18 protein-coding genes are annotated in these 12,228 nt (G+C 40.3%); 7 read left to right on the top strand and 11 right to left on the bottom strand.

Annotated features, from left to right (window positions below; all coding sequences use genetic code 11):
- Nucleotides 1-29 precede the first annotated feature (29 nt).
- The 7 genes from HIPMA_RS09935 to HIPMA_RS03405 all read left to right on the top strand — a co-directional run bounded on the left by HIPMA_RS09935 (nucleotide 30) and on the right by HIPMA_RS03405 (nucleotide 3,895).
- On the top strand, nucleotides 30-305 hold the full coding sequence (locus HIPMA_RS09935) for an HU family DNA-binding protein (RefSeq protein ID WP_041324281.1): 276 nt from the start codon (nucleotides 30-32) through the stop codon (nucleotides 303-305).
- Nucleotides 306-351: 46 nt separating this feature from the next.
- Nucleotides 352-873 carry a hypothetical protein gene (locus HIPMA_RS03430; RefSeq protein WP_013681675.1) on the top strand — a complete coding sequence of 174 codons (522 nt, stop codon included), beginning with the start codon at nucleotides 352-354 and terminating at the stop codon, nucleotides 871-873.
- 14 nt (nucleotides 874-887) lie between these two features.
- Nucleotides 888-1,412 carry a dCTP deaminase gene (dcd, locus tag HIPMA_RS03425; RefSeq protein ID WP_013681674.1) on the top strand — a complete coding sequence of 175 codons (525 nt, stop codon included), beginning with the start codon at nucleotides 888-890 and terminating at the stop codon, nucleotides 1,410-1,412.
- The gene (locus HIPMA_RS03420; protein WP_013681673.1) at nucleotides 1,399-1,767 is read left to right on the top strand and encodes a hypothetical protein; all 369 of its coding nucleotides are present in this window, start codon (nucleotides 1,399-1,401) and stop codon (nucleotides 1,765-1,767) included. The genes dcd and HIPMA_RS03420 overlap by 14 nt, the downstream gene beginning before the upstream one ends.
- A gap of 77 nt (nucleotides 1,768-1,844) precedes the next feature.
- Nucleotides 1,845-2,306, top strand: coding sequence for a hypothetical protein (locus HIPMA_RS03415; protein ID WP_013681672.1), 462 nt, complete (start codon nucleotides 1,845-1,847; stop codon nucleotides 2,304-2,306).
- The gene (locus HIPMA_RS09120) at nucleotides 2,296-2,763 is read left to right on the top strand and encodes a metal-dependent hydrolase (protein WP_013681671.1); all 468 of its coding nucleotides are present in this window, start codon (nucleotides 2,296-2,298) and stop codon (nucleotides 2,761-2,763) included. The genes HIPMA_RS03415 and HIPMA_RS09120 overlap by 11 nt, the downstream gene beginning before the upstream one ends.
- A gap of 79 nt (nucleotides 2,764-2,842) precedes the next feature.
- Nucleotides 2,843-3,895, top strand: coding sequence for a hypothetical protein (locus HIPMA_RS03405; protein ID WP_013681670.1), 1,053 nt, complete (start codon nucleotides 2,843-2,845; stop codon nucleotides 3,893-3,895).
- A 155-nt stretch (nucleotides 3,896-4,050) separates the two neighbouring features.
- On the opposite strand, the gene HIPMA_RS03400 is transcribed toward HIPMA_RS03405, so the two are convergent.
- The 11 genes from HIPMA_RS03400 to HIPMA_RS03360 all read right to left on the bottom strand — a co-directional run bounded on the left by HIPMA_RS03400 (nucleotide 4,051) and on the right by HIPMA_RS03360 (nucleotide 12,220).
- Complete coding sequence (locus HIPMA_RS03400) at nucleotides 4,051-5,937, bottom strand: AAA family ATPase (protein ID WP_013681669.1); 1,887 nt, start codon at nucleotides 5,935-5,937, stop codon at nucleotides 4,051-4,053.
- A 459-nt stretch (nucleotides 5,938-6,396) separates the two neighbouring features.
- Entirely contained in the window at nucleotides 6,397-6,639 is a 243-nt protein-coding gene (locus HIPMA_RS03390) for a hypothetical protein (RefSeq protein WP_013681668.1), read from the bottom strand.
- Nucleotides 6,640-6,654: 15 nt separating this feature from the next.
- A complete protein-coding gene (locus tag HIPMA_RS09555) occupies nucleotides 6,655-6,798 on the bottom strand; it encodes a hypothetical protein (RefSeq protein WP_013681667.1) in 144 nt (47 codons plus the stop codon).
- 15 nt (nucleotides 6,799-6,813) lie between these two features.
- On the bottom strand, nucleotides 6,814-6,990 hold the full coding sequence (locus HIPMA_RS09550) for a hypothetical protein (protein ID WP_013681666.1): 177 nt from the start codon (nucleotides 6,988-6,990) through the stop codon (nucleotides 6,814-6,816).
- 101 nt (nucleotides 6,991-7,091) lie between these two features.
- Nucleotides 7,092-8,021, bottom strand: coding sequence for a hypothetical protein (locus HIPMA_RS03385; protein ID WP_013681665.1), 930 nt, complete (start codon nucleotides 8,019-8,021; stop codon nucleotides 7,092-7,094).
- A gap of 68 nt (nucleotides 8,022-8,089) precedes the next feature.
- Nucleotides 8,090-8,725, bottom strand: coding sequence for a hypothetical protein (locus tag HIPMA_RS03380; RefSeq protein ID WP_013681664.1), 636 nt, complete (start codon nucleotides 8,723-8,725; stop codon nucleotides 8,090-8,092).
- Nucleotides 8,726-8,737: 12 nt separating this feature from the next.
- Entirely contained in the window at nucleotides 8,738-8,881 is a 144-nt protein-coding gene (locus tag HIPMA_RS09545) for a hypothetical protein (RefSeq protein WP_013681663.1), read from the bottom strand.
- Between the two features lie 476 nt (nucleotides 8,882-9,357).
- Complete coding sequence (locus HIPMA_RS03375) at nucleotides 9,358-10,176, bottom strand: type-F conjugative transfer system pilin assembly protein TrbC (protein ID WP_013681662.1); 819 nt, start codon at nucleotides 10,174-10,176, stop codon at nucleotides 9,358-9,360.
- A gap of 68 nt (nucleotides 10,177-10,244) precedes the next feature.
- Entirely contained in the window at nucleotides 10,245-11,243 is a 999-nt protein-coding gene (locus HIPMA_RS03370) for a TraU family protein (protein WP_013681661.1), read from the bottom strand.
- Nucleotides 11,179-11,877, bottom strand: a complete 699-nt coding sequence (locus HIPMA_RS09115) for a hypothetical protein (RefSeq protein WP_148226554.1) — start codon at nucleotides 11,875-11,877, stop codon at nucleotides 11,179-11,181. The genes HIPMA_RS03370 and HIPMA_RS09115 overlap by 65 nt, the downstream gene beginning before the upstream one ends.
- Nucleotides 11,864-12,220: a hypothetical protein gene (locus HIPMA_RS03360; RefSeq protein WP_013681659.1), complete on the bottom strand. Its 357-nt coding sequence runs from the start codon at nucleotides 12,218-12,220 to the stop codon at nucleotides 11,864-11,866. The genes HIPMA_RS09115 and HIPMA_RS03360 overlap by 14 nt, the downstream gene beginning before the upstream one ends.
- Nucleotides 12,221-12,228: the final 8 nt, after the last annotated feature.

Below are 12,228 nucleotides of genomic sequence, written 5' to 3'. Positions count from 1 at the left end.
CTCAAATATGTTTTAAGGAGGTATTTTTTATGACCAAGTCTGAACTTGTTGAGGCTATTGCAAGGAAGATGGGAAGTTCTGTTAAGGGCGCTAATGCTTTTGTTAATGCTTTCGTCGATGTGGTTTCCGAGGCTCTAAAGAGCGGTAAGAGTGTATCTATAACGGGATTTGGCAAGTTCTATGTCAGCCAGAGAGGCGAAAGAACCGGACGCAACCCCCAGACGGGCGAAGTAATCAAAATCAAACCACACAAAATCCCTGCATTTAAGGCCGGACAGGTTTTAAAGCAGACTATCAACGATTAAGCAAGCGGCGGGTTTCCCGCCGTGTTTTCTTTTTTGGAGGGATAGGATGTTTCTTTTGCAAGGAAAAAAGAAAACATGCATCAACGAACTCAAGGCATTGGAGGACTCAAAACGCTTCACTCATGTGTTTATAGAAACAAAAGCAGGCAGAGAGGTTTATGATGTTCTTGAGACTGAGTTTAACGGTTATGGTTTTGCATTTATCCTCAACCTTGATAAGCGCAATTACAGCAAATTAAAAGATGCATTGGATTTAATTAAAGACAAGAACAAGAAAAATAAAATAAAGTATTCCGGCCTTTATTTTTTCACTGCTCACATTCCGCTTGCTATAGATACCTCAACAGGGGAGCAAAGAATAGAAATATCGTTAATAAAGGAAAGCTTTAACTACATTGTCGGATACAAAAACATCTATCAGTGCCAATTTTTCGGCAATTATCCTTACGATCAAAAAGTCTTCTGCGAAAATCTTTACGATTTGCCGTTGGTGTTTAGAAGGTTTATAGGAGAAAATCAGAATAAACCCGAGAATTTTATAAAGTTTTTTACAAAACCACAAAAATAGACAGGAGGTCAAAAATGCTCAAGCCAGATAAGTGGATACTGCAAATGGTGAAAAAGGAAGAGATAATTGCTCCGTTCGAAAGAAAAAACATCAGAGAAGTCAGTGGCCAGAGGATTTTCTCCTACGGGCTTCAGCCTTACGGATACGATCTCAGGCTGTCACCCGATATCTTAATCCCAAAGCGTGGCACTGTATTAGATAGCAAGCACAGAGAATTTGAAAAAATCTATGACGAGGCGCCCGTAATACCGCCGCACGACTACATTGTTGCGCTAACAATTGAAACCGTCAAAATGCCAAGAGGCATTACGGGACTCATTTACGGTAAGTCTTCTCTTGCAGAAGCGGGGATTCTCATCAATGCAACCCCTGTTGATGCTGGATTTAACGGAAGGTTGAGGCTTTGCATAGCCAATCTCAACTCAGTGGCCATCAAACTCTATGCCTATGAGGGAATTGCTCAACTGCTTTTCATAGAGGGGGATGGTTTACCGCTAAAGGATTATAGGGAGAAAGGGGGTAATCATGGCAAGGTATAGCGTTGTCAGAAACAGAGGAAGCGATCCTTATAGCAGATGGGTTTATTCCGTGAAGCGAAAACTGGGGTATTTTGCAAATATCCTGAAATCAGCTCACATCAAGCCGACCGTCGATATGGTTATTGAGGCTATTTACGGCGTTGACTCTTTAGCTATCAGGGAAAACGGAGAACCTGTCTTTTTTAGTCAATACCTGCCAAGCAAAAAGCCTTTTGTGTCTTTTGACTATGCGTCGGTTGTAGAGAACGGGCTAAAACAAAGCCCTAATTCCTTTAATAGACGGGTTTTCTCAAGAAAGGAGTGGATGGTTATAGTGAGGACAATCAGAAAAATCAAAACAGAGGTGGCAAGATGAGAAAGCTTCAGAAGTTATCTCTTAAGGTATAGCCGAGCCACGCGGGCTTGGCAAAAAAAAGAGTTGGGAGGTGTTTTGTGGACAACAGGAAAAAGGTGGCTATTGCCGAGTTGGTTTTGGGTGTTATGGTATTGCTTGGGGCTTTCTTGCCGATAGTCACATATCGTGGGTATTTTGAGAGTGTGGTGCATATCGGCAGTTTTGCTTACCTGCTGTATGTTATCCCTTTTTTCATCATAGGTCCCGCTATAGCGACGCTCTATAACAAACTAACAAGAGAAGAAGTATGGTATATAGTTGCAGGCTCACTGGGCTTTCTTATCTCTTTTGCGGCTTACCTGATTGGCTCGAGTCTGCTTAAGAAGTTTTTGTATATGTCTGCCGGAGTGCATATACGGAATGTGGCAATAGGAAGCGGCGGATTTGTCATTTTAATTGGATACACGATAATCGTGTTCTTTGGGCTGATGCTTGTAAGCAAAAACAGAAAAACACAAAATACAGAACAGAAAGAAGAAGAAAGCAAAAGTGAAGCTTAAAAGCCATTTTTTTGTTGGCTTGCTCCTTGCGCCCGGGGTTGCCGGCATTGACCCCGGGCGTATAACTTCCGTGACTGACTTGCAGGTTCTGTTAATAGGGGTGTTTCTAATTGGTAATATCATCCCTGATATTGATTTAGCTTTAACCGGCTTTAAATATGAAAGGTTTAAAGAGCGCACGCTTTTGTCTCACAGAGGTATAACACACCACATCTTCCTGCCTATAATAGCGGCATTAGCCGGTTTTTTGTTAAACGAGCCGCCAAGATCGATTGTTCTTGCTTTTGCTTTTGGCCTTGCTTTGCATGTTGCATTGGATGCCTTGAGTCCTCTTGGTGTGCCGTATGGTCTCAAATACCAAAAACGCTTAAGCATACCGCTTTACACCACAGGCAAGTGGTCAGAAGGGTTTTTTCTGGCTATTCTCACCCTGTCAATCATTCTGCTTACATACTGAAAAACTGTAACACATCTCCCTATATATGAGTAGATGGGTAGATGAGTAGATGAGTGGATGAGCTCGGGGGTGGATGGGTATGAGAGCTGCTGTTAAGTCGAAGCCTTTATTTCAGACGCAGGAAAGCATTGAGCACGACCTGCCGGTTTTGAGGAGTGATGCCGACGGATACCTTTTTGTCGGCACAATACCCGATCAGGGTGTGTATATCACAAACAATTCTATAGTAATACTTATCAGAGACTCTTTCATAGAGGAAAGCATATTTGGAGCAGCTAAGATTTCAGGCAGAAAAAGAATCACTTACAAAAACAGAGGGTTTTATCTAAAAGACGATAGAATTGAACTCAATCGAACGGAGCTCTCTCAGGATGCCAGGATGGCCATAGAAAACTACTTGACAATGGATTTGATTACGCCACTTGAGTCGAAAGGTATTAATGGAATAGTTGAGGAATTTGAGAAAAAAGGTTTTGCTCTTTGCTGGGAGAACTTTAACTTGCTTAAACAATACTGCCCTAACGGAAAAACGGAATTTTCTTATGCGTTTACTTTGGCTGCGGGGGCAAACTGCTATGCCCTAATAGGTAAAAGCAGCGATTATGTAGTTATAAGCAATTTTTGTTCTATACCTGAAGGCTATTTGTCTGATTCTTCTTTTCTTAAGGCTTTAGTCATTCTTGGCAACAAATCCTACAGAGCAGGATATGACAGTCATGGCAGGTTGGTTTTGTTTTCCTCTGATACGGCGGTAACATTCCCTGATATACAAAACAGGGAGATGGCAGGCCTCTGCACTGAAGAGCCTCTTGATAATTACATATACTGCGGCTTAACGGTTTCAAAAGACGGTAAAACTATAGGAGATCCGTGTATCGGCAAGTGGCTTGAATTTAATGATAAAATCGAAAATCTATTAAGCAAATCAGCCACATCAACCCCTCTTGTAAGTGAGCTATGCTCAGACAAAGCCACCTGGAAAGAGGTTAAGCAGGGTGATGTGAACACAATTAACGGTATTAACTTCAGGCTGACTGCCAAAAGCGAAAAACTAGCTAAATATGTAAGCATTGATGGCGAAATAGAACTTAAGCTTAATGCGAAAAAAAATGACAGAAAAAAACATAGATAGGGGGTGTTATACTACCATTGAATGTGGTGGTCGCCGATCTGGGGCTGAGGAAGTGGGACTACGAGGCAAAATCTAAATACTTTAAGGAAAGGGCAAAGAATGGCTAAAAACAGAATAGATCTTGCCTTTCTCATAGGCAAAGCGTTCACGTTCGCCTATACAGCCAAAGAAAAAGGATACAAATACGACTCTCTCAATTCTGCAAGTTCCTTGTTTGATAAGGTTTTCTTTAGCTGGAAATAGTTTTTTATCTCCATCTCCTTAAAATACCAGTCTCTATACCTGCCGATATACCCCTGCGGCACCCTACCCTGCCTTATGTAGCTTGCAAAGTAGGTTATTACGCTGTCAGAGCTCTGTCTGTAGATTTTCGTGAGTTTTACCTTTGGTATCCAGTCTTTGTGAAGTAAGTCGTTGAAAACATTGCCGGCACCGATAGGCGGAAGCTGAGCATCGTCTCCCACCATAATGAAGACGGCATCTCTCTTGACTGCTCTCAATAGGTGGTAGAATATATCCAAGTTCACCATACTTGCTTCATCAAGCAAGATGACGTCATAAGGTAGAGGGTTGTTTTGGTTGTACTCGAAACTATCTCCCTTGTATTTAAGCAAGGAGTGTATAGTCGAAGATTTATAACCTGTTACCTCTCTAATTCTCTTTGAAGCCATACCCGTAAAGGCACAGCAGGTTATTTTCTCCTTTGGTATAAATTGACTGTAAAAGTCAAGAATTACTTTTGATATTGTAGACTTACCCGTTCCAGCGTAACCGCATAAGATAAAGGTGTTTGTGCCCGTTGTGGTAATTGTCTTAATTGCCTTTTTCTGTTCATCAGAAAACCTAAAGCCTAACCTCTGCTCCTGCTTTCTAATAAACTCCTCAGCCTCCTGTTCTGATAGAACCGCAAAGAACCTGCGGGATAGCCTTTTTCTCATCTCGGTCTCAATGTAGTCTTCCTTTACCCTATGCCCTTTAAAGGCTACCTTTTTAGTGTCGTAATAATACTTTTCTTCATTGGAGCGGATAACTGTATCTATTATGGGCTTGATGTCCTCAATGCCCTTATTGTCGTCTTCTTTGTATATGTATTCGCTGGCTTTCTCGTAGATCTGGTTGTAGGTTAAGAACGTGTGTCCATTGTCGCTGGACTCGGAAGCCAATATATAGTCAAGCAAGGCGCTAACTCTCTCCGGGCTGTCCTCGGCAACACCCATCTGGAGAGCTATCTTATCGGCAGTCTTAAAGCCTATGCCTCTGACTTCGGTAAGGATGTAGGGGTTGCGGGAGAGCTCAAGCATTAAGTCAAAATCTGTTCTATCTTTAAAGGTGTTATATATGCGTAGGATAAGATTGCCTGTTGCATTGACGCCGTAGCGGGTAAAGAACTCGCTCAACTGCTTTAACTGCCTATATTTGTTCCAAGACTCAAGTATCTTGGCTAGCTTTTTCTCTTTTATGCCTTTGAACTCGGTGAGTGTGTCGGGCTCGTTGTCAAGGATGTAGGTTAGCTGCTGCTCGCCGTAGTGGTTGATAAGCTCCCTTGCCAACTTCTCGCCTATGCCCTTTACTATCTTTGTCAGGAAGAAGAACAAGCCGTCGCTGTTGAGGATTCTGCCGTTAGAGAAGACAAACTCATAGCCCCATCTGAGATCTTTTTTCCAGGAACCTACAAGCTCGCACTCAAGCTCTTTAGCCTTCTCCTTGCCGATGGATTTGAGGTCTGGGAATACGCCCTTGGCTTTTATCTTGCCCTGCTTGGTCTCAACGGAGAGGATGGAGAAGGCGTTGTCGTCGTTTAAATATATGACGCTGGCTATAGTGCCTTTAATGGACTTAGTTTGCATTTTCCTTACGCAGTTTTTCTTTGCTTTAGAATAGCGTTGAGGATTGATTCCCATTCCTCTAATGTATATGAACCGTATAGCCCTATTTCTTTCCTCTGCTCTAAACTTGCAATGTTCCAGTGTACACCATCTAATGATTTTAGCGTTATGCCTGAAATAGTCTTTGTATTGCAATCTTTCCTTTTTGCCACTCACTTCCCTCCTAATAAACACTTTTTGTTACACATTAATTCCCGAATTAACGTCGAGCATACCCGCAACTCATAGTGGGTAAGCTCAGGAGGGCTGTCCGAGGCGGGACAGTGAGATGCGACATCCTTAGGTGCTCACAGAGGCCAAAGTTATGAGGGGCAGTCCACCTGAACCTACTCATATCATTACTCTTAAAATAATAATATATACAAATTAGAAAAAGTCAAGTAAAAAGTACACTTTTTGGGGTGATTTTTTATGATTTTTCTACCTCAACTATATCAAAATTTATATTTTGTTATATCTAAACAGAGAGGAAAATTTGACGGGGTTAAGATTTTGTGTTATAGTTAGCTAAAGATTAGCCTCTCCTCTCCAGTGGGATCAACAGCAATCCCACAAGAAAAGAGAGGGCAAGAAGCCCTCAAATTTATCCATTATAAGCAATATCCACAACCCAGTTTAAAATATCTCTCTAACCCTTTCATACTCTGAAGCAGTCAAAAAAACACAAAACAGATCCTCAACTTTCCCGGGGGATACTCTATACCCCCACACCTCATCATCTTCTCCGTGGAAGATTAACCTTACTTTAACATCCTCATTATCACTATCTGCAAAAAACACTTCCAATTCCTTTTTCTTCTCCATATCCACTTTTGTGGGATCTATAAACTCCCATCTAAAACTACTATAGTATCCCATTTTTTACATCCTCCTTTAAAATATCATCAGAGTGAAAATTACAAATAACCCCAATACAAAAGCCCCTATAATTTCTGCTAAAATGTCTTTAAAAATCATTTCCTCATTTTTCTTCTCTAGCCTCGCATTCACATCTCCGTAATCCATTATCTTCATCATTCCTACCTCCTTAGTTCACCACTCTAATTCATATACAGCTTCGCTATCGTTCAAATTCGCTTCTTCAAGCCACTGAAAAGCACTTTTAAGATCATCAAATTCCTCAACATATTTCCCTGTCATAGTCCAAAATACCACTACAATTTTATTATCAAACCTAGTCACTCTCTCTAAATAACCTGCTATTGCCATCCTTATTACCTCCATCTCTCTTTTTTTCTTTAAACTAAAAAAGGGGATAACCCCCGAAGGAATTATCCCCTACTAAAAATCTAATATCTAAAGACTAACGACTAATCCACTCTAAAATAGACCATCTCTCGTTCAGTTAGGAATCTCTCATAGATTTCAGGCAACTCCTTCTGGAGTGCCTTACTATCTAGAGATTTTCTGACTGTGTTTTTCACAGTTACCTTATTACCGTTAAACTTTAGCTCTCCTTCCCCAATAACTTTAATGAGATCTTGCTTAACGGCTTCTTTTTCTTTTTTTAGTTCCTTTTCATCTTCTGCAAGGCTTTTATAGTATTCAACCAATCTTCTAATATCGTCTGATACTTTCTGCTCATCTCCACTCCACTCAGGACATGTGGCCTTGAATGGGCAGGATCCACAGAGGAAAGACACTTCGGTTTTCAAATTCTGCTTGTCATTGTTTCTAACTTTTTCATAAATTCTTTTGGCTTTCTCCACCAGAACAGCAAATATATTACTGTTCGGTGTGAAGCCGTTAAACTCTTTTATCTCTCCACTACTTAGATCAAGAACTAAGATAGCACCTTTAACTTCGTCTTGAGGAAATCTCAGTTTAACAAGATTCATCTGCATTTGTAACTGTAAAACCCAAGACATGTAAGGCTCGTCGGGTATCCCAGTAGTGGTCTTCACCTCAAGGACACCTTTAGTGCCATTTTTTGCTTGGAAAAGAAAATCGATATGTGCTCTAATAAAACTGTACTGTGGATGAATCACTTCGTACTGTCTTTTAAAATAAAGCCCTGCTTTTTCCAGGATGTCGCCAACTACATTTTCCGACAGATGCCCACGCAACATCACGGTTTTTTGCTCTGCGGAAGTATCGACATTTTCCACCTTAGATAGAACAACTTTCCTCTCACACTGCCCAATATCACTTGCACCAACATAATCTTTTCTATTCCCCAATAAATTAGAATAATCAGCCAGTACTTTATCAATATTCTCACTAATAACTTTCTCCAACATAACGAACCTCCTATAATTAAATATGAAAATATAGAGAATGAGCTAAATACTAACGACTAACGACTAAATTAGAAGGGGATATCATCTTGAATTTGATTTTGATTTTGCTGAGGTAAAACCCACATCTTCTCTTCTGGCTTCCAAACAAAGCCTAAGGCTTTTAACTCCTTACTTTTTCCGTAAGTTCTACCAACTACCTTACCGTTTTCCAGTTTTAACCCGAGAGCTTTTAAAGCATTCTCGAGTTTTTTCACCGTCTCATTTGCAGCCGTTTCTGTCTTCTTTACCTCTCCTGTATACCTTGCCTCTTTGTCCATCTCACCCATAAAAATATCTGCATCAAAACCCAAGTAGCTAAGAGCTTTCGTTAAAGCGTCGGTATAGAGCTTTTTCATAAACTCATCATCTCTAACGGCTATAGAGTTTAACACCACATACTCGCCTTCAGGGTAGAAAAACCTAAATTTGGCAACGCAGTAGGTTTCCTGCTTGTCGGCTTTTTGAATCGTGATAAACTGATAATCAACATCTTTAAATCCCCACGTCTTACCGTATTCACCCCATATTTCGGTGGCACGCCTAATTTGATAATAGGGATTAATGCTTGTAAATGTCCTCTGACCGCAACTTACTTTCTTTGTGTAAGACATATCTGTTTTTTCTACAGCTTTCCATAAATTAAGATTTGCCTTTACATCTGCCATGATACCCTCCTCTTAATTTTCTTTTTCTTCTATTTCTGTCTTCATAAGTTCTACATCCAACTTTACAATCTCCATATCCTCTACCAACTTTCTAAACTCTTCCAACAACCATAAGCTTTCCTCTCTAATTCTTCTAATTTCCTCAACTGCCGACATAACACACCTCTCTTTTTTTCTAAAAATTAAAAGAATAATGGTCTTAGAATAGACTTATCCAAAAATAAAACAAACAACACAATCATCCCAAAAATCACAAACTCCATAACTACCTCCATCTCTCTAAATATGATTAATATGATGATTAAAAAGATATAACTATAAGGATATGACTATAAAAAAGAATATAATTGTAAGAATTTAAAATATAATGTGAGAACTAACTATAACCTAAAATCTGCTACCTAATACCTACAACTAACTAACAACAATACAAAACTATAACTACCGGTCGCCAACCGTTGGTTAGACACTGGGGCATCTCCAGTGCCTTTTGTCCAGTCTCCTACGACAGTCCACGGCCTCCCGCCACTCGGCGGGCAAGGTCGTAGTGACTGGTTTACCCGTGGGTAAAATTGCTACTAATAGAATAATCTGTTACTGTTTTTAGTCAAGAGGGAAAAGTAGAGAAAAAATTAACGATAAAACGCCTTGCTCTTGAGCTTATCCAAAAACTCTTTTAGCCTGATATACCTGCTGTTTTCGTATAAGACTTTAATTGCATATTCGAGGCTTACATCTCCATAAAGCTTGTAAGCGGAGTCGTTGTCGTTTATGTTGGTTTTAGTGATTTTTTGAAAATTGGGATCAAATACAAAGGCAGGGACTCTTTCTATATGGTATTTTCTAAATGGCAAGGGGTTTACATCTATAGATACATTGTAAAACTTGCAGTTTGTTAATCCTTCACAGTTGGGATCTATTTTGGCTGCTTTATAAAAAAACCTAATAGTTGGCTTTAAATACTTAACACCATCCACAAAGCCTCTTATGACAATTTGTACATCTGGCTCATTAATTAATGCAACCTGCTGAACATACCGTCTTATCTCGCTCATAGGCATGGAAGAGGATATAAAGATAAAGAGCTTGTCATGAGCGCCTATGCGGGAAAAACTAATCCTTTTCTTCCCCTTTTGAAACCACCCAGGCGCGTATTTCTTAAAAGCAGCTTTAAACTGTTTTGTAGAAAGAATATTATTCTCGTAAGTATTGAGCATTGTCTGCATTTTTTTGTTGTTTGTGTAAGTTTGATAGGCTTGTTTACCCACTTCTTGCATTTGTTTTGAGTATTTATTTTGGGTATTGATGTGTTTATATTTCTTTAAAGCTTGTTTTTGTATTTCTGGAATTTGAGATACTTTAAAGGAACTATTGTCGCTTGCGTAACCAACACCTGCAAAGAACAACAAGGTTAAGATTAAAATAGTTATTCTCCTCATCCTCTCACCCATTCACTCATTAACTCATTCACCTGTGCAGTGTCTGTTCGGCATGCACCACCATATCCCATAACCCATAACTACAGCCCTATCCCCATACAACACAGCCTCTCTTTAAACAAAATCCACAGGAAGTTATCCTCGGCCCCATGCCCACCGCTTATTGGAGGATTAGCGCCTGCGCCCCATATAAGATCGCTTCTGCCTAAAGGTAAAACCCATGGACTCCTTAAAGGTCTTGCTTCTTGTAGCCTATAATGGCTTTTCATCCAGATGGGCGTTGGAAACTTATAGCAGTAACTAACCGCACCATCCCAGAGCAGCCCTTCTCTTGAAAGCTTATAAATCATCCTCGCGGCTATTGCTGCATTGGCGGTTGTTTTGTCGCGTCCGCTCCAGTGTCCTGTTAGAGGATACGCACTTCCCCAGCTGCCCATGCACCAGAATAAAGGATCTACCGTAATACCCATATTTGATGAAACGGAATCCGCTGAACAGACCAATTGAGCTATAGGATTGCCGAAAAGCAGCGCCTCTGGGTTAAGAAGAAAAGCTGTTATATCGCTGTTCCAAGTCGGATCAACTTCTGTAATGTAGGCTATATCGAAATCCAGAGGGCTAAAGCAGGAATAATCTATAAACAACCCTACTAAAGCAAAAATATCCATCCATATGTAATGGGACTGAGCAAAAACCTCATTGGAGTTTCTGTCTTTAGCGCTTGCTGAACCATTAAGAAAACCACCACTAGATACGCTCATCCCAAGGGTTGGAAAACACCAAGCATCTTTTACCGTTTCAACTAATCTAGCAGGATCCCAAAAACTCACCTTAATACCAAATTTTATATTTGGAGGTTTACCGCAAATACAGATAGGTGAACCACCCGGTACAGAAGGTGCATCTATCTTAGTCTTAAATATAGTAATACCGCCTATCTTAACGGGAAATATACCCCACCAGTCTATATCTGTGATAGGATTAAAAAACTTACCCTTACATACAGCATAGCTTTTAGTTGGTAGGCTTGCCGATATGATTGCCAGTGCTATTATCAGGTAAAGGTATTTCCTCCACATAAAACTTATCCTCCTTTTGGTAAGCTATAGAAGGAACGACTTTTAAGTTAAATTTCTTGATAATCCTCTTATCTGCATAGAAGACAGGCATTTTTATCTTCTTTTCGAGCGTGATAACGTCCCCTTTGCAGATAAGAAGCATTGATTTTACTTTATTATAGTATTTTGAGTGCATAAACCAGCTCACCTGTTTTTTGTCGTTGCCGTTTATAATTACATAAACAAACGGCACTTTTATGTAATCTAATGGGTTGAACTTATAACCTCTGGGATAAATAATCCTGCCCTTAGCATCTCTTATATCAAAAGGTAGGGTGTATGTCATATCCACCGTGTAGATTTTATGTTTTTTTGATCTTGGTAGGTCTGTCGATAACCTCTCCTCGTATCGGTGAAAAGCACTGGTGAAAACCTGCTTGTTTAATATTTTACGATAGTTGTAGTGCTTTAATCCGCTTAAAATCTGTTTTAAGGCATCCTGCTCCTTAATAGGCCAGGTTGCCCCGTAAGTACCGAGGTTTACACATGCTTGACTGCTATTAACCGCTATAACCAGGACAAACAAAGCCGCGGTAAGGGACATAGCCCTAACCGCAGCCCTGCCTAAATTGAACGCCATTTTACGCCTCAGCATCGTCCTCCTCAGACATGCCCAGCTGCTCTCTAACCCACGCAGGCACCCTGTAAGGCACTCCGGCATACTTACACATCTCATCAACAGTCTTGTGCATATCCAATACCGCTTTCTTGTATGCTTCTACATGTCTGGCCACTTCCTCAAACGGAAATCTCAACCCTGCATTCCTTCTTAACAGGTTTAAAGCCCTGTCTGCAGACTGAACAATAGCTAAAGCGGCTTCAGTGTCCCTTGTCCTTGCAAACACGACCCTTGTTTCTCTTTGCTTTGCAAGGTTTTCCTTTCTTTCCTGCAATGTCTGAAAGAACTTTTCCCTTTCCTCTCTTGTCATCTCTGCCATAACTTCTA

Origin of the sequence: Hippea maritima DSM 10411 (assembly GCF_000194135.1) — a bacterium.
GTDB classification, from domain to species: domain Bacteria; phylum Campylobacterota_A; class Desulfurellia; order Desulfurellales; family Hippeaceae; genus Hippea; species Hippea maritima.
This window is presented reverse-complemented; position numbering and strand designations above follow the sequence as displayed.

Bases quoted from the DNA above. Each gene is read 5' to 3' on its own strand.
- HIPMA_RS03420 (WP_013681673.1), top strand. From the start codon at position 1,399: ATGGCAAGGTATAGCGTTGTCAGAAACAGAGGAAGCGATCCTTATAGC.
- HIPMA_RS09555 (WP_013681667.1), bottom strand. From the start codon at position 6,798: ATGATGAAGATAATGGATTACGGAGATGTGAATGCGAGGCTAGAGAAG.
- HIPMA_RS03380 (WP_013681664.1), bottom strand. From the start codon at position 8,725: ATGGCAGATGTAAAGGCAAATCTTAATTTATGGAAAGCTGTAGAAAAA.
- HIPMA_RS09935 (WP_041324281.1), top strand. From the start codon at position 30: ATGACCAAGTCTGAACTTGTTGAGGCTATTGCAAGGAAGATGGGAAGT.
- HIPMA_RS09545 (WP_013681663.1), bottom strand. From the start codon at position 8,881: ATGTCGGCAGTTGAGGAAATTAGAAGAATTAGAGAGGAAAGCTTATGG.
- HIPMA_RS03370 (WP_013681661.1), bottom strand. From the start codon at position 11,243: ATGTGGAGGAAATACCTTTACCTGATAATAGCACTGGCAATCATATCG.
- dcd (WP_013681674.1), top strand. From the start codon at position 888: ATGCTCAAGCCAGATAAGTGGATACTGCAAATGGTGAAAAAGGAAGAG.
- HIPMA_RS03375 (WP_013681662.1), bottom strand. From the start codon at position 10,176: ATGGGTGAGAGGATGAGGAGAATAACTATTTTAATCTTAACCTTGTTG.
- HIPMA_RS03385 (WP_013681665.1), bottom strand. From the start codon at position 8,021: ATGTTGGAGAAAGTTATTAGTGAGAATATTGATAAAGTACTGGCTGAT.
- HIPMA_RS03405 (WP_013681670.1), top strand. From the start codon at position 2,843: ATGAGAGCTGCTGTTAAGTCGAAGCCTTTATTTCAGACGCAGGAAAGC.
- HIPMA_RS03390 (WP_013681668.1), bottom strand. From the start codon at position 6,639: ATGGGATACTATAGTAGTTTTAGATGGGAGTTTATAGATCCCACAAAA.
- HIPMA_RS03360 (WP_013681659.1), bottom strand. From the start codon at position 12,220: ATGGCAGAGATGACAAGAGAGGAAAGGGAAAAGTTCTTTCAGACATTG.
- HIPMA_RS09550 (WP_013681666.1), bottom strand. From the start codon at position 6,990: ATGGCAATAGCAGGTTATTTAGAGAGAGTGACTAGGTTTGATAATAAA.
- HIPMA_RS09115 (WP_148226554.1), bottom strand. From the start codon at position 11,877: ATGCTGAGGCGTAAAATGGCGTTCAATTTAGGCAGGGCTGCGGTTAGG.
- HIPMA_RS03430 (WP_013681675.1), top strand. From the start codon at position 352: ATGTTTCTTTTGCAAGGAAAAAAGAAAACATGCATCAACGAACTCAAG.